The following is an 18,285-nucleotide window of genomic DNA, read 5'->3' on the forward strand; positions in this document are numbered from 1 at the left end:
GCCGCAACCACTCAGCGTTTGATGCCCTCGAAGGCGGCCAGAATGCCGCGCTGGAATAGCGACCAGTCGAAGCCGAGCGCGATCGCGCGGTAGCCGCGGTCGACCAGCCGGTTGGCCTGCTCGGCGGTGCGCGCCACGCCGCCGATCGGGACGCCGCTCTTGAGGATGCCGGCTTCGGCGCGCGCGATCAGCTCCAGGAGCTCCGGATCGTCCATCTGGCCGCGCTTATCGATGGAAGTGGCGAGGTCGCCGGGGCCGATCACCGCGACATCGATGCCGGGCGTGGCCATGATCTCGTCGATGCGGTTGACGGCATCGAGATGCTCGATGGTGATCATGCAGATCATCTCATCGTCGGCGCCCGCCATGTAGTCCGGCATCGACTGTCCCCAGCGGAACGGCGCGTGGAAAGGCCCCCAGAGCCGGTCACCCCGCGGCGGATAACGCACGCTGCGCACCGCCTTCTCGGCCTCGGCGCGATTGGTGATCATCGGAAAGTTGATGCCGAAGGCGCCGATGTCCATTGGGGCCTTAGCAAGCCATGGCTCGTTGGCTGCGATGCGCACCAGCGGCGTGCAGGGCGTGCCCGTCGTCGCCGCGATCATCGCATGCGCTTCGGTCAAGCCGATCGGCCCGTGCTCGAGATCGACGATGATCCAGTCGAGCGAGCGCGCCATGATCTGCACGGTCTGCACGCTCGGGATGGTCGCGATCGCGCCGAAGGCAGGGCGGCCCTCGCGCCACAATTGGCGGAGACGGTTGAGCGGCGTAGTCGGGGCCGACATGAGAGAAACCTGCGGGCAAATGACGATGGCAGAGCCTAGCAGCGCGCCGTCGGCGCGCAAAGTCAGGCCGGCACGCGGCCGCCGAAGAACGGCGTCAGGGCTGCACCGAGGCCATGTACGCGGTTCGAGGTGAAGATCATCTCGGCGCCGGATTGCACGATGCCGCCGATGTGCGGACCGAGCAGGTCCGAGACGCGGCGGGCGATCGCGGGTGCCGGATCGATCCAGTCGACCGGCCAGGGCGCAAGCCGCGTCAAGCGTTCGAGCAGTAGCGGGTAATGCGTGCAGGCGAGCACCACCGTATCGGTGCGCGCGCCAGCGTCGGCGGGATCGCCGACGAAGCAGGGGGAGAGCTCGGCCAGAATGGCGCCGTCGCTGATCGTATCGCCGCCGAGCGCGCGTTCCGCGAGCGAGGCGAGCTCGGGCGAGCCCACCAGCGTCACCTCGCAACCCTGGGCGAAGTCGCGGATCAGCGCGCGGGTGTACTCGCGCTTCACCGTGCCTTTGGTGCCGAGCACCGAGACGCGGCGGCTCTTCGACTGGGCGCAGGCCGGCTTGATCGCCGGCACCGTGCCAACGAAGGGCACGGAATAAACGGCGCGCAGGTGCGATAGGACCAGGGTGGAAGCCGTGTTGCAGGCGATGACGACGAGGTCAGGATCATGTGTGCCGATCAGTTCGCCCATCAGCGGCACCACGCGGGCGATGATCTCGTCCTCGCTGTGATGGCCGTAGGGAAAGAAGGCGTCGTCGGCGACGTAGACGTAATGCGCATCCGGGCGCGCGGCCACGACCTCACGCAGCACCGTGAGCCCGCCAAGGCCGGAATCGAACACCAGGATGGTCGGAGAATTGATCACGTGATTACCCTAGCCCATCATGGTTACCATTCGGTTTTTGGGGCGGTTTTGCGGCGAATCTTCCTTTTGCCGGTCGGTCCATACCGTCAGCGGCTATGTGATCGTGCGGCTCAGCGCCACCGGCTTGATCTGCGGGGTCATCAACCCGACGCCGGCGCTGCCGCTGAGACCTCAAGCCGGCAGAAGTGGGAAGGGGCGCCGCTCTGCGCTGCGGCTGGTCACGGCGAAAGTTGACGGCCTTTGCCAAGCCGTAGAAACAATGCGGTGTTTTGCCCGACAGGCAAATGTCGCAGGAGGAGCCATGCTCACCGTCCATCATCTCGGCAAATCGCAATCCGAGCGCATCGTCTGGCTCTGCGAGGAGCTCGACATTCCCTACGAGCTGAAGCGCTATACGCGCGATCCCGTGACCATGCTGGCGCCGGCCGAGTACAAGGCGCTGCATCCGATCGGGGCGGCGCCCGTCATTGCCGACGGCGATCTCGTGCTCGCTGAATCCGGCGCCATCGTTGACTACATCATTGCCAAACACGGCAACGGCCGCCTCGTGCTTGCCCCGGACGATCCCGACTTCGCGCAGTTTCTGTACTGGTTTCACTTCGCCAACGGCACGCTGCAAGCCGGTATGGGCCGGCTGATGCTTCTGAACCGGCTCAAGCTCGCCGAGGACAATCCGATGCTGCTTGCGATCAAGGCGCGCGTCGATCGCGCCTTCGATCTCGTCGATGCCAGGGTTGGCGCGGCTGAGTATCTGGCCGGCAGCGCCTTCACCACCGCCGACATCATGATGGGCTTCTCGCTCACCACGATGCGCTACTTCCAGCCCTACGATCTCGCGCGTTGTCCGAACGTGGTCAAATATCTCGGCCGCATCGGCGCCCGTCCGGCCTACCGGCGCGCGATGGAGAAGGGCGATCCGGGCATGGCGCTGCTGCTGAGCTGAACGGCGGCGCCGGGTCCATCGCGCCGATCATGCGATCCTGTTCGTGGTCGCGGCTCGTTCAGCGGTCAGCTGGTCCTGCAGACGCTGGATGTTTTGCAGCAGGCGCTGGCTGGTGAGGACCAGGAAGTAGTAGCCGAATTGCGGGTCCTGGAAATAGATCTCGAGCAACCGGTCATAAGTGATCGTCAAGACCTGACCGTCTTCGATGCACTCGACCGTTCCGGTTCGCCGGTTATCCGGCGTGAGGAAGCCGAGTTCTCCCATGAGAGTTCCCGGCAAAATCTCGATGTTGATTTCCTTGACGAGGAACTTGCCGGTAACCGTGAGAAACATTTCATTCGCCGGATCGCGCATTTTGAAGAGCGTGTCGCCGCGGCGATATCTGCGTTCGGTCATGAACGGCTTGAGCCACTCGATCGACATGTCGCCTTCGGCGGCGTGGCGCGCCTTCTTGACGAGCTTGAGCATTTGCCGCAGGCGCAAGGCGTTGATCGGAAGCAATAGAAGATACAGCAGGAACGTCGAGACATTCGCGGAGAGCGCGCCGAAAATAGCGAAGAGCGCACAGCCGATCATGTTGGCAACGCGCAGCGGCACCATCGTCCGCATCAGCAGGGTGGCGACGAAGAAGCCGGCGCCGACTGCGGCGAACAGATTGGCAAACGTGATGTTGTGGACCACGATCTCCAGTATCCGATTGAACAGCACGTCATAGGTGATGTTGTCGGGATCGAGGCCCATCTCGACGAAAATCTTCGCGATCCTGAGATTGTCCGCCGCCGCATTGAGAATGCGGTCGAGGATCGACGAAATGTCTGCGCTGCCGGACGGCATCATATTGTCCCCTGCGTAAGACCGCCGGTCTTCGTCGCTGTCCCGAAGAGGGATAATCGAAATCGGATGACGAGCGTTTGACCAGCATTCCGGCGGTTCGGCAATTCTATCCCGAACGGTGGATTCGGCAATTGGCCCCCTGTCGCACGCGGGACCCGCTTCGTGCGTTTTCGAGACCCGGAAAGGACGCAAGGGAGTAGCTTGGTCGGGGCCGTCCGCGTGGCCGGAGAGGCGGAGACCGGCAGCTCTACGGCTTGGCGGCGGGCTGGATGACCTGCTGCTCGACCAGGGCCAAATGCCCCGGCAGCGAGCCGGCGCGCAGCATCATGGCGACGCTGTTGGCCTCCTCCAGGGTGAAATTGCCGGAGATCTGGCCCGAGCCGCCAATGATGGGCTCGCGGATCACGGGGGCCGAGATCACCTTGTCGTCGAGCACGATGGCAAAGGGTTTTCCGATATTCTCTTCCGTGACGTGGGCAAAGCGGCGGGTGCCGCGCCCGTTGAAGCGGAACGAGGCGATCGGATCCTGCGTGCCGCTCGCATAGCCGGGGCCGGCGTAGCTGATGTCGTCGCCTTCCAATGCGCTGTCCTTCGCGACCAGGTAGGGCACCTTGTCCTTGAAGCCGAAGAGCACTTCCGCCGCCGCGGGAAGCGTGCCTTGCTGCGCCTGTTCCGCTGGCATCGAAATGTCGATCAGACGGAAGCTGACCCGGACCTTCTTGGCAAAGACCGCAGTCACGCGCTCCGGCTCCATCACGCCCGGCAGGAAGATGCGGATGCGGTCCGGCCCGTCGGGCTGGACGCTGGCGAGCTTGATGCCGATGTCCTTGAGGCGCTGCTCGATCATGGCGATGGAATCTTCGAGGAGATCGTGCAGCCCGGTGGCGAGTGCAGCGTCAGTGGGCGTGAGTCTGGTGAGGCCGTCGCCGCCATCGACCACGGAGAGCGCATGCGTGGGCAAATTCTCCGCAACTGATGCGAGTTTGCGCACGAGTTGCTCCCGACTCCTGGCATCCGCAATCTTTACCTCGACGCTCCCGTCGCGAATTGCAAGGCCGGAGAACGCAATGCGGCTCTCACGGAGGTTCTTGTAGGCGTCGTCGCGCAATTCGGTGACCACAGAATCGCGCAAGGCGCCGGCATCGACCTTGTAGACGATGCGCGAGCCGCCCTGCTTCTCCATCATGTTGCCGATGAAGGCCGAGACCTTCGCGCGCATCTTGTCGAGCTGCGCCTCCTCGGCCACCGCCGCGCCGGGCAGGGCGATCGCCGCTGCGATCGAAAGCGCAACAACAAGCGGTCTGGTTCGCTCTCGCAGCGGCTTGGTCATGGTGTTCTCGCGTGTGGCGGCATGGCGGCTTTCGGCGAGCCTGCCACCAGTCCTTGGTCCGTGCATCGCGCCAAGAGGTTCATCCCACCTCCTGATTTCGATAAGAAACATCGTCTTTTCATCTGCTTATTGGCGTAACCGGGATACGCATGGTAGGGTTGCTGAAGGAGCAGCTATCGTGGTCCCAGCAAAAAAGCGTGTGCGCAAATACCGAAGTGAGGGTGGTGCTGCAGATCTGGTGCGGGTCGAGGTCCTCATTCCGCCGGACGCCCGCGGCGAGGTTCTGGCGATTGCCTCGCGGATGCGGGCGGAACATCGCCGCATTAAGGAGCTCCAGTCACTCCTCGACAATGCGCTCCGCCTCTACGGACCGCGCATTCTCGACAATGTCGACCTCGATCGCCTGCCCGATCTTCGGTCACGTGCCGCGGTTGCCGCGCGTGCCATGATCGATCGCGGCGACGCCCGGGCCTTTGCCATGGGCAGAAAGATGCTGGATCGCGTCAACGAGCACGAGGACCGAGATGGCTCTTAGCAAGTTGCAGAGCGACGTCTCCTGGTGCTTCGGCTGATCGAAGCCGCAGACCGCTACGTGATGTCCGCGGCGCCCGAATTGACCGGGATACTCGTCGTCAGCAAGTCAGGCGTGCCGATCGAGATCGCGGATCCAGACCTTGCCGATGAAATCCTGCGCAAGGCGACTGCGGAGCCCGAGGTGATGCCCGCGCCGGCCGACTTCAACGTGGTTGGTTGGACGCCGGACCGTCCATAGGCCCTTCTCGACGGCGTCTTAACGCAAGTGGCCGATTGCATCCGGCAATGGACGAACGCCAAATCATCCATCATTCTGTCCGCGCGACCGGCAATCGGGCGCGGCCTCGCCTGAACCAACGTCAAAAGACAAGGGGCGGGGAAATGCATCTGAGGGAGGACGGAATTCATGGCGGGCATCCACGCGCTCGATCGGCTCATCGGCAACGACTATCCGGACCTGGCGACGGACGAGGAGGTCCGGGCCTTCGAGCAGGTCCCCTACGCGGAGCGCGGCGCGGCCGAGAGCACCTATGACGCCATCAGGTTAGGCGCGGCGCGCAACCCCGATGGAGCGGCGATCCAGTTCCTGCAAAACGCCGATCCGGCCGACACGCCCGTCGTGGTGACCTACCGCGACTTCATCGCCCGCGTCACGCAGGCCGCCAACATGTTTCACGCGCTCGGCGCGGAGAAGGGCGACGTCATCAGCTTCATGCTGCCGCTGGTGCCGGATGCCTTCGTGACGCTGTTCGGCGCCGAGGCCGCGGGCATCGCCAATCCCGTCAATCCGCTGCTGGAGCCGCACCAGATCGCAGAGATCCTGGAGGCCGCGAAAACGAAAATCCTGGTGGCGCTCGGGCCGATGCCGGGCACCGACATCTGGCAGAAGGTCGAGCAGATCCGTCCGCAGCTCAAGCATCTCAAGGCGATCGTGCAGGTGTTCGGCGGCGGCGATCCGGCGAAAGGGATCTTTGCGTTCAGCGATCTGATCAAGCAGCCGCCGTCCGACCGGCTCGTCAGCGGCCGCAAGATTGCAGGCAGCGACGTCGCCGCCTATTTCCATACCGGCGGGACAACCGGCACGCCAAAGCTGGTGCGGCACACCCATGCCAACCAGGTCTATCAGGCCTGGGCGCTCAACCTGCTGCTACAGCCGAAGCCCGGCGCCAACATGCTGTTCGGTATGCCGCTGTTTCACGTCGGAGGATCGCTGACCCAGGTGCTGGCGACGTTGTCGGGCGCTGGCTCGCTCGTCGTGCTGTCGCCGAGCGGATGGCGCAATCCGAATTCAGTGAAGAACATCTGGCAACTGGTCGAACGCTTCAAGCCGGAGGCACTGTCGAGCGTGCCGACGGTGCTTGCCGCCACGCTGGCGGTGCCGCCGGGCAATGCCGACATCTCCAGCCTGAAATATGCCGCCGGCGGCGGTTCGGCGATTCCCGTCGCCGTGGGCTCTGCGATCCAGGACAAGCTCAAGCTGCCGGTGGTCGAGGTCTACGGCATGACCGAGACCTCGAGCGTGCACACGCTGGCCTATCCGTCGCGACCGATCCGGCTCGGCTCGGTTGGCTTGCCGATGCCTTACTCACGTGTCCGCATCGTACAGCTCGATGCCGACGGTCGCCTGATCCGCGACTGCGCGCCTGACGAGATCGGTGTTGTCATCATGGCTGGGCCAGGTGTGTTCGGCGGCTATCTCAATGACGAGCACAACAAGGGCGCCTTCGTCGACGAGGTCTGGGTCAATTCGGGCGATCTCGGCCGGCTCGATGCGGACGGCTATCTCTGGATCACCGGCCGCGCCAAGGATCTCGTGATCCGCGGCGGCCACAACATCGATCCGGCGCCGATCGAGGAGATCATGTTTCGTCATCCCGCCGTCGGTTTCGCCGCCGTCGTCGGCCAGCCCGACGCCTATGCCGGTGAGCTGCCTGTCGGTTACGTGCAGCTGAAGCCAGGCGCGAAAGTCGAGCCGGGCGAGCTGGAGGCGTGGGTTCGCGAGCGCACGCCGGAGCGTGCGGCCGTTCCCGTGCAGGTCATCCCGATCGATCCGATGCCGGTGACCGGCGTCGGCAAGGTGTTCAAGCCGCAGCTGCGTTGGGACGCAGCCCAGCGTGTGTTCGCGAAGGTGCTTGCGCCGCTCGCCGAGCGCGGCATCGATTGTAAGGTCAAGGTCGGCGCTCATGGCAGCCACGGCTCGATCGCGACTGTCACGCTTGCGGGCTTGCCGGAGGATCAGCGCGAGCTGGTCGCGAACGAGGTGCATGCGCTGCTTGCACCCTTCGTGATGCGCCACGAGGTGGTGCAAGTGTAGCGAACCCCAAGCAGGGATCGGGCTTTGGCCCTCAGCCCGACAGGAGGGGCGACGCTTTGCCGCATTATCCATATCGCCATGCGAGAGCCTCTATGTGACAGACATCACATAGGAAGGATTGGTAATTGGGCGATGGTCCGAATAGTCTCGTGGAATTGCATTCGGGGGAACGCAAGTGATTCCGTTTCGGCTATTTGCTTTGTTGATTTTTGCCATTGGCCTTTCCTGCGGACCGGCACATGCCGATCGGCGGGTCGCGCTCGTGATCGGCAATTCCGCCTACAAGAGCGTGCCCAAGCTCGGCAATCCCGCGAACGACGCCACCCTGATTGGCGGCATGTTCAAGAAGGCCGGCTTCGATTTCGTTGACGTCAGGCTGGATCTCAACGCCAGCGAGATGCGGCGCACGTTGCGCGAATTCGCCGGCAGGACGCGCGATGCCGACATGGCGGTCATCTACTACGCCGGCCACGGCATCGAGCTCGAAGGCACCAACTATCTCATTCCGACTGACGCGGCGCTGGAGACGGATGGCGATGTTCTCGACGAGACTATTCCGATGGAGCGCGCGCTGTTCGCGGTCGAACCTGCCAAGCAGCTGCGCCTGATCATCCTGGACGCCTGCCGCGACAATCCCTTTTCCAAGACCATGAAGCGCACGCTGGCCTCGCGCGCGATCGGGCGCGGACTCGCCAAGGTCGAGCCGACCAGCCCCAACACCATGATTGCCTTCGCGGCGAAGGCGGGATCGACGGCGTCCGATGGCGATTCCAGAAACAGTCCGTTCGCCATCGCGCTGGTCGAACACCTGCCGAAGCCGGGCCTGGACCTGCGCAAGGCCTTCGGCTTCGTGCGCGACGATGTGCTGCGGAGCACCACGAACAAGCAGGAGCCCTTCGTGTATGGCTCGCTGGGCGGCGATGACGTGCCGCTGGTTCCTGCCAGGCCGGCCGCAACCGGTCCGCAGGCAAATCCGCAGTCCGAGCTCAGGCGGGACTATGAACTTGCGCTCCAGCTCGGCACGCGGGACGGCTGGGAGGCCTTCCTGGCGCAATATCCCGAAGGCTTCTATGCCAACCTGGCCAAAGGCCAGTTGAACAAGATCGGCGCCGAGGAGACGCGCGCGTCGGCCGAACAGAAAGCGAAGTCGGCCGAACAGGAGAAGGCAAGGCTTATTGCCGAACGTGCCCAGAAGGCTGAGCAGGACAGGGCGGCTGCGGCGGCCAAGGCCGCTGAAGAGGCCCGGATCGCGGCGGAGAAGCAAAAGCAGATCGAGCAGGCGAGGACCGACGCAGCCGAACAGCAGCGCAAGGTGGCGGAGGCCGCCGCTGCAAAAGCACAGGCCGAGAAGCAGGCAGCGGAGAAGGCCAAAGCCGAACTCGCCGCCCGGCAGGTCGCGGAGAAGGCGTCAGCACAGCCTGCTGCAAAGCCAGCAGCCGATCGACAGATTCCCGAGGCCGAGAACCAGAAGGTGGCCGCGCTTTCGCCTGCGCCGGCATCCGCGTTGTCTGCAGCCGATCTGGCGAAAGCCGTGCAGAGCGAATTGCGCCGCGTCGGCTGCCTGTCCGCGGCGGCCGACAGTGACTGGAGCCCCGCATCGCAGCGTTCGCTGACACTGTTCAACAAATATGCCGGCACCCAATTCGATGTGAAGCTCGCCAGCGTCGACGCACTCGATGCCCTGAAAGCCAAGCCGGGACGCGTTTGCCCACTCGTATGCAACTTCGGCTTCAAGGCCGACGGCGATCAATGCGTGAAGATCACTTGCCGGGCCGGTTATCGCGTGGGCGACGACAACGAATGCGAGAAGGTGCAGGAGAAGAAGCCGGTTGCGACGCGCGATGATTCCAAGAAGCGCGATCAGGACCGGAAGCAGTCTGAGTCTACGCCCCCGAGCTCGCAGGCTTCCGGGCAGATGATCTGCAACCAAGCCGGCTGTAGACCGGTTGCGAAAGGCTGCCGCCTTGGTTCGGTACCCGCTCCAGGCCTCGGAACCGTGAAAATTCCTGGCGAGATCTGCAACTGACTCGCCCGGCTGCGACCACTGTGGGGCAGGGCGCTGACATCGACAATGTCTACCTAGCCCGCTGGCATCCCTGTCTCCACCAGCCGCACCCAGTATGACGCGCCGTGGCCGAGAATGTTGTCGTTGAAGACGTAGGCCGGGTGATGGCAATCGTTGCCATCGCCCATGCCGACCAGGATCATGGCGCCTGGCCGAGCCTCCAGCATGAACGAAAAATCCTCGGCGCCCATCATCGGAATGAACTTCTCGTTGACGCGATCGGCGCCGACGATGTCGCGGGCGACCCCGGCGGCAACGCCGGCTTCGCGCGGATGGTTCATCGTCACCGGATACATGCGGGTGTATTTGGTCTCTGCCGAGCCGCCATAGGCGCGGGCGACGCTGTCGGCGACCTCGCCGATGCGGCGCTCGACGAGATCGCGGACTTCAGGATCGAGCGTGCGCACGGTGCCGCCGAGCTCGGCGACCTCGGGAATGATGTTGAAGGCGGTACCGGCATGGAATTGCGTGATCGAGATGACGGCGGATTTGAGCGGATCGACGTTGCGGGCGACGATCGACTGCAGCGCGCCCACGATCTGCGAGCCGATCAGGACGCTGTCGACCGACTTGTGCGGGCCGGCGCCGGCATGGCCGCCCTTGCCGTGAACGGTGATCTGGACGTTGTCGGAGGAGGCGAGCATCGGGCCGGGCGTGGTTGCGAAATGACCCTCCGGCAGGCCCGGCATATTGTGCATGCCGTAGACTTCCTGGATGTTCCAGCGGGTCATCAGGCCGTCCTCGACCATCGCCTTGCCGCCGCCGCCGCCTTCCTCGGCGGGTTGGAAGATCATCACAGCCGTGCCGTCGAAATTGCGCGTCTCGGCGAGATATTTGGCCGCGCCCAAGAGCATGGCGGTGTGGCCGTCATGGCCGCAGGCGTGCATCTTGCCGGGGACCTTTGAAGCATAGGACACGCCGGAAGTTTCCATGATCGGCAGCGCATCCATGTCGGCGCGCAGGCCGATGGTCTTGCCGGATGCGGACTTGCGGCCGCGGATCACGCCGACCACGCCGGTGCGGCCGATGCCCGTCTCCACCTCGTCGCAGCCGAACTCGCGCAACTTGTCGGCGACGATGCCGGCGGTGCGGTGAACTTCGTAGAGCAACTCCGGGTTCTCGTGGAAGTCGTGGCGCCAGGCGGCCATTTCGTCGGAGAGGGCGGCGATGCGGTTGACGATGGGCATGGGGGTCCGTTCTTTTGGTTCGTAGGGTGGGTTAGCTCTGCGGCTGCGCGAGCGCAGTCCGCTAGCGTAACCCACCTCGTTTGTTTCCGCGGAGACAGAAGTGCTGGGTTACGCCTTCGGCTAACCCTCCCTACGATCCTACGCTTCCCCGAACACGCGCTTGAAGATCGTGTCGACGTGCTTGAGGTGATAGCCGAGGTCGAACTGCTCCTCGATCTCGGCGTCGGAGAGATACTTCTTCACCTCGGCGTCCTTCTTCAGGAGCAGAAGGAAGTCGCCTTCGCCGCGCCAGACCGGCATGGCGTTGCGCTGCACCAGCTTGTAGGCATCCTCGCGGCTCGCGCCCTTCTGCGTCAGCGCCAGCAGCACGCGCTGCGAATGCACGAGGCCGCCGAGGCGGTCGAGGTTCTTCTGCATGTTGGCGGGATAGACCAGGAGCTTGTCGATCAGCCCGGCCAGACGCACCAGCGCGAAGTCGAGGGTCACGGTGGCATCGGGTCCCATCATGCGCTCGGCGGAGGAGTGCGAGATATCGCGCTCGTGCCAGAGCACGACGTTCTCCAGCGCCGGCGTCACATAGGCTCGCACCATGCGCGAGAGACCGGTGAGATTTTCCGAGAGCACCGGGTTGCGCTTGTGCGGCATCGCCGACGAGCCCTTTTGCCCTTCGGAGAAGAACTCTTCGGCTTCCAGCACCTCGGTGCGCTGCATGTGGCGGATCTCGACCGCGAGACGCTCGACCGAGGAGGCGATCACGCCAAGGGTCGAAAAATACATTGCGTGGCGGTCGCGCGGGATCACCTGGGTCGAGATCGGCTCAGGCACGAGCCCCATGGCTTTGGCGACATGCGCCTCGACGCGCGGATCGATCTGCGCAAACGTGCCGACCGCGCCGGAGATGGCGCAGGTCGCGACCTCCTTCCGCGCCGCGATCAGACGCTCCTTGGCGCGTGAGAATTCGGCATAGGCATAAGCGAGCTTGAGGCCGAACGTCACGGGCTCGGCATGGATGCCGTGCGAGCGGCCGATGGTCGGCGTCATCTTGTGCTCGAAGGCGCGCTTCTTCAGTGCGGCCAGCACCTTGTCGAGGTCGGCGAGCAACAGGTCGGCGGCGCGGGTAAGCTGGACGTTGAGGCAGGTGTCGAGCACGTCGGACGAGGTCATGCCCTGGTGCACGAAGCGGGCTTCGGGGCCGACGATCTCGGCGAGGTGGGTCAGGAAGGCGATGACATCGTGCTTGGTCTCGCGCTCGATCTCGTCGATGCGGGCGACGTCGAAGGTGGCGTTCTTCGCCTTCTCCCAGACCGTCTTGGCGGCTTGTTTCGGGATCGTCCCGAGCTCCGCGAGGGCGTCCGCCGCGTGCGCTTCGATCTCGAACCAGATCTTGAACCGGGTCTGCGGCTCCCAGATCGAGGCCATTTCCGGGCGGGTATAGCGGGGGATCATCTGACGGCTCCAAAGAGGTGGGCAGGGCGCGGCCCAGGGGACGCAAAGGACGGCTCCGGCCAAAATGCTTTTTACGCCGCGATTTAGCAGAGCGGGGAGGGCGAAACAAATGGCGCCGATAAGGTAGCGGGGGATGAGTGGGGGCAGGTTACCGGACCCGGCCTCTCCTGTCTGGAGCCGGCCGGGCCCAGAAATTAACTATCAATCACGGATCATTGAATGACAGATATTGAAATCTGTCAGCGAGACGTGTATATCCGTTCCCGGACGCTCCGATTGGGCGTCCCGCGCCATCCCCAAAAGCCCCGACGTCCGAAACGAATGCGGATCGAGGGCGAAATTGAAGAGAGGGGCCCGTGGACGAATGGAGACTTACGACAATGACGACCGAAATCATCAATTTGACCGGGACGATTGGGCATTGGCTCAATTTACTGGTGGCGCGCCAGATCGCGGCGCAGGCTGCAAAACTGCCTCATTAAGACGAGAGCTTTCCGAAACGACCGGCAGGGGCGCTTCGGAAGCAGCTCCATCGCCGGGCAACTGAGCCTCAACGGGAACATGGTGCTGGCATGAACGAAGCCGTTATCTTGACGCCGGAGCGAATCCTCGAAGTCACCGAGGATGTGCTCAGGCGCTACGGACTTGCCAAGGCCACCGTGGTTGACGTTGCCCGCGCGCTCGATGTCAGCCACGGCAGCGTCTATCGACATTTTCCGAGCAAGGCCTCGCTGCGGGAGGCCGTTGCAAAGCGCTGGCTGGACCGTATCGATGCGCCGTTGCGCCAGATCGCCGAGGAGCAGGGCCCCGCGCCGGTGCGGCTGGACCGCTGGCTGCGCACGCTGTTCGACGCCAAGCGCTCGCGCGTCCTCGACGACCCCGAGATGTTCGAGACCTATCTGACACTGGCGCGCGAAGCCTGTGCGGCCGTCAGGTGTCACAAGGACACCATGATCGACCAGATCGCGTCGATCCTGTCCGATGGCGTGAAGCAGGGCGTATTCGCTGTGAGCGACGTCAAGACGACCGCGCGCGCCATCTTCGACGCCACTGTCCGCTTCCACCATCCGGCCCATGCCGACGAGTGGAAGGATGCCGATTTGCCCGCGCGTGTCGACGCGACGCTTGCACTGGTGCTGCGCGGGTTGAAGGCTGCCTAGGGACGGATGCCCATCCGCTTGTAACGGCTGTTTCAACCTCGTCCCTTGTGGAGGAGAGCGCTTTCACGCGCCGGCGAGGCGTGAGAGGCCCGCTTGGTCGCATGAAATGCGCCATCCGACGGCACGATCGGCGGGCTCTCCGGATAGGCGTTGACTTCGACTTCGACAAGGTCCTTTGACCGCTTTCGTAGTCGATAGAGTGTCAGCTGTTGTTCGAGCATGGGGCAGCGGAAGCTGACGACGGCCGTATCTGGCAGGCGGCAAAGCTCGTCGATGAGCTCGCCTACAGTGATGATCGCGGGATGGGCGGCTACCTTGTGAATGGCCTTACTCATGGCGTTATTCCTCCACTCTGCTACCAACAGAAGCCGAATGGAGTCCGTTCCAATCTGTCCAGCAATAACAGGGCAGCAATCATCGGAAACGTCACATGAGACCAAGCGCATCTGGAGCGATGCGCAAGGATCTCCGTGCGACAGCATTGCTGCTAAATCTTCGTCAGCCCGCAAGCCGCGGCCAGCCGCACCAGCTGTGCATCCGTGCGTGCGCCGGTTTTCGTCTTGATCAGATAGTGATAGTTCTGCACCGTCTTCACACTGAGATTGAGGTGCGCCGCAATCTGTTCGGTCGTCGCGCCGCCGGCGAACTGTCGCAGGATCTCGATCTCGCGTTCGCCCAGTTGATCCAGCGCCGAGCCGGTCGGTGACAGGCTGTCATCGGCGAGCACATGCGCGATGTCGTCGCTCATGGCGCGCTCGCCGCGCGCGACGGCGCGGATCGCGCCGACGACCGCTGAGGGCTCGCTGCTTTTGGTGACGAAGCCGCTGGCACCGGCGTTGAAGGCGGCTTTCACCAGCACAGCCTCGTTGTGCATGGTGAAGACGAGAATGCGTGCCCGCGGGCTGCGCGCGCGGATGTTGCGGATCGCCTCCAGCCCGCTCGCGCCCGGCATCGAGATGTCCATCACGATGACGTCGGGATCATGCGCCTTGAATGCGGCGTAGGCGTCCGCGGCATTGTCGGCTTCCGCCACGACACGCAGATCGCCCTGGCTCTCCAGCACGCGCCGGTAGCCTTGCCGGACGATCGGGTGATCGTCGACCAGCAGCACGGAGATGCCTGTTGCCGCGACCTCGCTCATCGTGGCCCTCATGCGGCGAGCGGGATCATGGCGGCGACGCTCAGGCCGCGATTGGCAGGCAGGATCGACAGCGATCCGCCGGCCGCGGCCAGGCGCTCGCGGATGCCGGTGAGGCCGAAGCCGGCCGACTGCGCCACCCGCGCCGCGTCACCGCCGCCATCGTCCTCGACGCGGATCAGAAGCGCATCGTCCTCGCCCGTGCGCCGCTCGACGCGCAGGGAGATCTCGCGTGCCGCGCCGTGGCGTAGCGCGTTGGTCAGGCATTCCTGGGTGACGCGATAGGCGGTGGTGGCGGCGGGGCCGCTGATGTCGGTGAAATCGCCCCTGAGATCGAGCTGGATCGTCGGCTGCGTAGCGCTCTGCGAGCGCCAGCTGTCAACGAGATTGACGAGGCTTGCCTCCAACCCGAACTCCTCGGGCAGCGGATTGCGCAGGCGCTTCAGCGCATCGCGCAGCGAGGCCATCAAATGATGCGTGGCCTGGGAGATCATGCGCGCGTCCTGCGCGATGCCGCTATCGCCGTTCTGCCTTGCGCCCGCGGTCTCGATCGTGTTGGCGAAGGCGAGGATGGCCGAGAGATTTTGCCCGAACTCGTCGTGCAGCTCGCGGGCGAGCGCGCGCCGCTCGTCGTCGCGGATCTCGAGCAGGCGCCGCGTCAGCGCCGCGCGCTGCTCGGTGGCTTCCTCCAGACGGCTGCCGAGCGCGTCGACGGCGCCCCCGATCATCGCAAGTTCCATCGAGCGGAACCGCGGAAGTTTCGTGCGATATTGCCCGCGCGCCATGCGCTGCAAGGCGGTGACGATCGCCCGTGCCGGGGCCAGCGTGTGCGCGATCGCGAGCGAGGCCAGCAACGCGATTGCGGCCGCCATCAGCAGCGCGACGTCGATCACGTTGAGGATGTACTCCCAGGCGAGCGAGACCGCGGCTGCGGCATCCGGCGTCGCAACGACCGCGCCGGCGGACGCGGCGCGCGGACTGACCGGCCGCACCACCTCGGCATGGCTGCCAAGGAAGGTGGGCACGATCGATGCGAACCAGCGCGGTGGCGTCTTGCCGATGCCCTGGCTTTGGCCGCAAAGTGGCTTTTCGAATGCCGCCGCGGGCTGGAATTCGACGCAGACGCCGGGCGAGATCAGCTTCATCGTCTCCAGCGTGCGCCAGTCCGGAGCCGGCAGCAGATGCTCGCGCTCTCTGCTGCTGCGCAACAGGAGCTCCCGCCAATACAGCGCCTGAAGCGCCTGCGCGACCCGCTGCGCGGAGGCCGCAGTCGCCCGGTCGACGCTGCGATAGGCGTCGAACGTGGCCCACACCGTGGCGGCGGCGAGGCACAGCGCGACGATGACAAGCAAGCGGGCGATAAGCTGAAGCACAAGGCGCATGCGATCACCCCAAAGTTTGGTAAGGTCAGACTAACAACGCCGCCGCGCCTTGCCAATTGCGGGGAACGGCAGGATCGCAGTTCGGGCAAATTTCCCAAGCCGGATTGGGCATGGCTCTTTGGACCCAGCGCGGCGGCTTTGATCTAATGGGCGAGGAATCGCAGGCCGGGAATCGCAGGTCGGGAGCAGTGCAGCATGAGTTCGATGACGATAGGACCGATCGCGGGCAGCGCTGCCGACCCGTCCGAGCGCAGCGCGCTGCTGTTCTGGATGATCTTCACCGGGCTTTCGATCTTCGCCGTCGTGCTGCTGTGGCGGTTCGGCCTGATCCACCTGATGCTGACCTCGGACCGGACCTACATTTCGAGCGTGATCGCGCTGCTCTATGTCGTCACCTGCGGCCATTGCTTCCTGCGGACCCGGGCGATCGAACGCGAAGGGGCGGCGGCACGACGCTGCCGCGCGGTGCTCGCAGCGCCTGACGGCAGCAAGGCGCTCGATGCGAGCGCGGCGGCGCTGCCGCGCGGCTTGGTGCGGGATCACATCGAAAGTCTGGTGACCAAGGCCACGGCGCAGGACTTCCAGCGGGTCGACCAGACGCTGCTGCTGCGGACGCTGGCCGACCGCCTGCGGGGGTCCAACGGGTTCGGCGCCTTCGTCTCCGACACGCTGATGAAGCTCGGCCTGCTCGGCACCATCGTCGGCTTCATCATCATGCTGGCGCCGATCGCGGGGCTCGACGCGGCCGACAAGGTCGCGATGCGGTCGTCGATGGGGCTGATGAGCGACGGCATGGCGGTCGCGATGTACACGACGCTTGCAGGCCTTGTCGGCTCGATCCTGGTCCGGATTCAGTACTACATGCTGGACGCGGCGACTCAGCGGGTGTTCTCGGACGCGGTGGTGCTGACCGAGACCTATGTGACGCCGGCTCTGGAACGTCGGCGTCCGGAAACGCCGTCATGATGGACGACTTCGGTCTCTATCCGCGCGAGGAGCCATTCGATCCGCTGGGCGTGATGCTGTTCAAGGCGCTCCAGGTGATCGCCTTCCTGTTCTTCCTCGCGCTGCTCGCGGTCTCCCCGGACGCCAAGGACGGCAAGATCGACTCCAAGGCGGAGTTCATGATCACGCTCGACTGGCCGGACAGTCATCCCGACGATCTCGACCTGTTCGTGCAGGACCCTGTGGGCAACATCGCCTGGTATCGCCACCGCGAGGCCGGCTTCCTCACGCTCGACCGTGACGACCGGGGCGGGGCCAACGATTTCATCATGGTCGCCGGCAAGAAGATCGCGTCGCCCATTCGCGAAGAGATTGTCACTGTGCGCGGCATCGTCGCCGGCGAATACACTGTCAACGTCTCGCATTTCGTGGCCACGACGGGCGAGCCGGTTTCGGCCAATGTGAAGGTGCAGAAACTCAACCCGACCGCGCAGGTGATCTTCGACAACAAATTCACGCTCGACCACACCGGCGACGAGAAGACCGCGGTGCGCTTCCGGCTCGATGCCGAAGGCAAGGTGGTCAATGTGGATCAGCGGCCGAAATCGCTGCTGGAGACGTTCCGCAGCAGTTGGCGCAATGGCGCGGACGTCGACCCGAAGACCGGCGTGAGGATGCGCCGTGAGTAATTTGCAAACGGTCATCCTCACGCTGTCGGTCGCCTACGCCGTGATCGGCGCGCTGCTGCTGGTCGTACTGGTCTATGCGCGGCTGCACTGGTCGCTGAAGGCGATCGCGGTGGTCGTGACCAGCGCCTTCTACGTGGTCAGCTTCACGGAAATGCGCGGGCTGCTTGGCTGGGCCAGCGCGGACCGCCTGCCGGGCTCCTTCAAGCTGCTCCAGGCCCGCATCGTCGAGCCGCATTCGCTGGAGGGCGATCCCGGCTCGATCTATCTGTGGGTCGAGGAGCTCGACGAGGACAATCGTCCGAGCGGCATCCCCCGGGCCTTTCGCGTGCCCTACAATGACAGGCTCGCCGACAAGACCCACGCGGCACAGAACGAGATCGCGGCGGGGCATCTGCAGGGCGGGCGCGCTGCGGATTTCGGCGGCGGTGAGGGCAGCCTGATCGACATGGTCCGGGAATATGTAACGCCCAAGACGATCATGGAGACGAGCGGCGGCGACTCCTCGACCGGGGAGTTCAATGCACCGCCGGCCGGCGCGCAAGGCGCCGTGTTCACGCCGCTGCCGCCGCCCCGGATGCCGCCAAAGGACGAGCAATAGGCCCTTCACCATTGCCGCGGGGCACGCTGGCAAACCGCGCCGCGCTGGCGCATCCTGTTGACCTCCCTCAATTTG

Annotated in this window: 18 protein-coding genes; 9 read left to right on the plus strand and 9 right to left on the minus strand. The window is 64.6% G+C overall.

Annotated elements, in window-relative coordinates; all coding sequences use genetic code 11:
* Nucleotides 1–11: 11 nt before the first annotated feature.
* Both GWG65_RS04560 and murI read right to left on the minus strand, forming a co-directional pair.
* Complete coding sequence (locus GWG65_RS04560) at nucleotides 12–785, minus strand: aldolase/citrate lyase family protein (RefSeq protein WP_275194209.1); 774 nt, start codon at nucleotides 783–785, stop codon at nucleotides 12–14.
* A gap of 62 nt (nucleotides 786–847) precedes the next feature.
* Complete coding sequence (gene murI, locus GWG65_RS04565; protein ID WP_275194210.1) at nucleotides 848–1,645, minus strand: glutamate racemase; 798 nt, start codon at nucleotides 1,643–1,645, stop codon at nucleotides 848–850.
* Between the two features lie 301 nt (nucleotides 1,646–1,946).
* Here murI and GWG65_RS04570 point away from each other — a divergent pair, with 301 nt between their 5' ends.
* The gene (locus GWG65_RS04570) at nucleotides 1,947–2,588 is read left to right on the plus strand and encodes a glutathione S-transferase family protein (RefSeq protein ID WP_275194211.1); all 642 of its coding nucleotides are present in this window, start codon (nucleotides 1,947–1,949) and stop codon (nucleotides 2,586–2,588) included.
* A 27-nt stretch (nucleotides 2,589–2,615) separates the two neighbouring features.
* Here GWG65_RS04570 and GWG65_RS04575 read toward each other — a convergent pair whose 3' ends face one another.
* Both GWG65_RS04575 and GWG65_RS04580 read right to left on the minus strand, forming a co-directional pair.
* The gene (locus tag GWG65_RS04575; protein ID WP_275194212.1) at nucleotides 2,616–3,422 is read right to left on the minus strand and encodes a cyclic nucleotide-binding domain-containing protein; all 807 of its coding nucleotides are present in this window, start codon (nucleotides 3,420–3,422) and stop codon (nucleotides 2,616–2,618) included.
* Nucleotides 3,423–3,669: 247 nt separating this feature from the next.
* On the minus strand, nucleotides 3,670–4,752 hold the full coding sequence (locus GWG65_RS04580) for a preprotein translocase subunit SecD (RefSeq protein WP_275194213.1): 1,083 nt from the start codon (nucleotides 4,750–4,752) through the stop codon (nucleotides 3,670–3,672).
* Between the two features lie 178 nt (nucleotides 4,753–4,930).
* Between GWG65_RS04580 and GWG65_RS04585 the strand changes: the two genes are divergently transcribed.
* From GWG65_RS04585 to GWG65_RS04600, 4 genes are all read left to right on the plus strand, one after another.
* Nucleotides 4,931–5,287 (plus strand): hypothetical protein, encoded by a 357-nt coding sequence (locus GWG65_RS04585; protein WP_275194214.1) that lies wholly within the window; start codon nucleotides 4,931–4,933, stop codon nucleotides 5,285–5,287.
* Between the two features lie 24 nt (nucleotides 5,288–5,311).
* Nucleotides 5,312–5,524: a hypothetical protein gene (locus GWG65_RS04590; protein ID WP_275194215.1), complete on the plus strand. Its 213-nt coding sequence runs from the start codon at nucleotides 5,312–5,314 to the stop codon at nucleotides 5,522–5,524.
* Between the two features lie 168 nt (nucleotides 5,525–5,692).
* Nucleotides 5,693–7,600, plus strand: a complete 1,908-nt coding sequence (locus GWG65_RS04595) for an acyl-CoA synthetase (RefSeq protein WP_275194216.1) — start codon at nucleotides 5,693–5,695, stop codon at nucleotides 7,598–7,600.
* Between the two features lie 199 nt (nucleotides 7,601–7,799).
* Nucleotides 7,800–9,626 carry a caspase family protein gene (locus GWG65_RS04600; RefSeq protein WP_275194217.1) on the plus strand — a complete coding sequence of 609 codons (1,827 nt, stop codon included), beginning with the start codon at nucleotides 7,800–7,802 and terminating at the stop codon, nucleotides 9,624–9,626.
* A 53-nt stretch (nucleotides 9,627–9,679) separates the two neighbouring features.
* Here the strand turns inward: GWG65_RS04600 and GWG65_RS04605 are convergent, their stop codons facing one another.
* Together GWG65_RS04605 and purB are read right to left on the minus strand one after the other, a co-directional pair.
* Nucleotides 9,680–10,852 carry a M20 aminoacylase family protein gene (locus tag GWG65_RS04605; RefSeq protein ID WP_275194218.1) on the minus strand — a complete coding sequence of 391 codons (1,173 nt, stop codon included), beginning with the start codon at nucleotides 10,850–10,852 and terminating at the stop codon, nucleotides 9,680–9,682.
* Between the two features lie 138 nt (nucleotides 10,853–10,990).
* Complete coding sequence (gene purB, locus GWG65_RS04610; protein ID WP_275194219.1) at nucleotides 10,991–12,298, minus strand: adenylosuccinate lyase; 1,308 nt, start codon at nucleotides 12,296–12,298, stop codon at nucleotides 10,991–10,993.
* Between the two features lie 572 nt (nucleotides 12,299–12,870).
* Between purB and GWG65_RS04615 the strand changes: the two genes are divergently transcribed.
* Entirely contained in the window at nucleotides 12,871–13,458 is a 588-nt protein-coding gene (locus GWG65_RS04615; RefSeq protein ID WP_275194220.1) for a TetR family transcriptional regulator, read from the plus strand.
* Between the two features lie 32 nt (nucleotides 13,459–13,490).
* Here the strand turns inward: GWG65_RS04615 and GWG65_RS04620 are convergent, their stop codons facing one another.
* The 3 genes from GWG65_RS04620 to GWG65_RS04630 form a co-directional block, all read right to left on the minus strand.
* Entirely contained in the window at nucleotides 13,491–13,793 is a 303-nt protein-coding gene (locus GWG65_RS04620; protein WP_275194221.1) for a hypothetical protein, read from the minus strand.
* A gap of 152 nt (nucleotides 13,794–13,945) precedes the next feature.
* The gene (locus GWG65_RS04625; RefSeq protein WP_275194222.1) at nucleotides 13,946–14,599 is read right to left on the minus strand and encodes a response regulator transcription factor; all 654 of its coding nucleotides are present in this window, start codon (nucleotides 14,597–14,599) and stop codon (nucleotides 13,946–13,948) included.
* A gap of 8 nt (nucleotides 14,600–14,607) precedes the next feature.
* Nucleotides 14,608–15,978, minus strand: a complete 1,371-nt coding sequence (locus tag GWG65_RS04630) for a histidine kinase (protein ID WP_275194223.1) — start codon at nucleotides 15,976–15,978, stop codon at nucleotides 14,608–14,610.
* A 195-nt stretch (nucleotides 15,979–16,173) separates the two neighbouring features.
* Here GWG65_RS04630 and GWG65_RS04635 point away from each other — a divergent pair, with 195 nt between their 5' ends.
* The 3 genes from GWG65_RS04635 to GWG65_RS04645 are packed head-to-tail and all read left to right on the plus strand — an operon-like array spanning nucleotide 16,174 to nucleotide 18,210.
* Nucleotides 16,174–16,944 (plus strand): MotA/TolQ/ExbB proton channel family protein, encoded by a 771-nt coding sequence (locus GWG65_RS04635; protein ID WP_275194224.1) that lies wholly within the window; start codon nucleotides 16,174–16,176, stop codon nucleotides 16,942–16,944.
* Nucleotides 16,941–17,612, plus strand: a complete 672-nt coding sequence (locus GWG65_RS04640) for a hypothetical protein (RefSeq protein ID WP_275194225.1) — start codon at nucleotides 16,941–16,943, stop codon at nucleotides 17,610–17,612. The genes GWG65_RS04635 and GWG65_RS04640 overlap by 4 nt, the downstream gene beginning before the upstream one ends.
* Complete coding sequence (locus tag GWG65_RS04645; protein WP_275194226.1) at nucleotides 17,605–18,210, plus strand: hypothetical protein; 606 nt, start codon at nucleotides 17,605–17,607, stop codon at nucleotides 18,208–18,210. The genes GWG65_RS04640 and GWG65_RS04645 overlap by 8 nt, the downstream gene beginning before the upstream one ends.
* Nucleotides 18,211–18,285: the final 75 nt, after the last annotated feature.

It is taken from the genome of Bradyrhizobium sp. CSA207, assembly GCF_029051685.1.
In the GTDB taxonomy this organism is placed as follows: domain Bacteria; phylum Pseudomonadota; class Alphaproteobacteria; order Rhizobiales; family Xanthobacteraceae; genus Bradyrhizobium.

Coding starts and splice junctions, on each gene's coding strand:
- purB (WP_275194219.1), bottom strand. CDS start 12,298: ATGATCCCCCGCTATACCCGCCCGGAAATGGCCTCGATCTGGGAGCCG.
- GWG65_RS04625 (WP_275194222.1), bottom strand. CDS start 14,599: ATGAGCGAGGTCGCGGCAACAGGCATCTCCGTGCTGCTGGTCGACGAT.
- GWG65_RS04570 (WP_275194211.1), top strand. CDS start 1,947: ATGCTCACCGTCCATCATCTCGGCAAATCGCAATCCGAGCGCATCGTC.
- GWG65_RS04635 (WP_275194224.1), top strand. CDS start 16,174: ATGAGTTCGATGACGATAGGACCGATCGCGGGCAGCGCTGCCGACCCG.
- GWG65_RS04615 (WP_275194220.1), top strand. CDS start 12,871: ATGAACGAAGCCGTTATCTTGACGCCGGAGCGAATCCTCGAAGTCACC.
- GWG65_RS04640 (WP_275194225.1), top strand. CDS start 16,941: ATGATGGACGACTTCGGTCTCTATCCGCGCGAGGAGCCATTCGATCCG.
- GWG65_RS04605 (WP_275194218.1), bottom strand. CDS start 10,852: ATGCCCATCGTCAACCGCATCGCCGCCCTCTCCGACGAAATGGCCGCC.
- GWG65_RS04595 (WP_275194216.1), top strand. CDS start 5,693: ATGGCGGGCATCCACGCGCTCGATCGGCTCATCGGCAACGACTATCCG.
- GWG65_RS04560 (WP_275194209.1), bottom strand. CDS start 785: ATGTCGGCCCCGACTACGCCGCTCAACCGTCTCCGCCAATTGTGGCGC.
- GWG65_RS04620 (WP_275194221.1), bottom strand. CDS start 13,793: ATGAGTAAGGCCATTCACAAGGTAGCCGCCCATCCCGCGATCATCACT.
- GWG65_RS04580 (WP_275194213.1), bottom strand. CDS start 4,752: ATGACCAAGCCGCTGCGAGAGCGAACCAGACCGCTTGTTGTTGCGCTT.
- GWG65_RS04575 (WP_275194212.1), bottom strand. CDS start 3,422: ATGCCGTCCGGCAGCGCAGACATTTCGTCGATCCTCGACCGCATTCTC.
- GWG65_RS04630 (WP_275194223.1), bottom strand. CDS start 15,978: ATGCGCCTTGTGCTTCAGCTTATCGCCCGCTTGCTTGTCATCGTCGCG.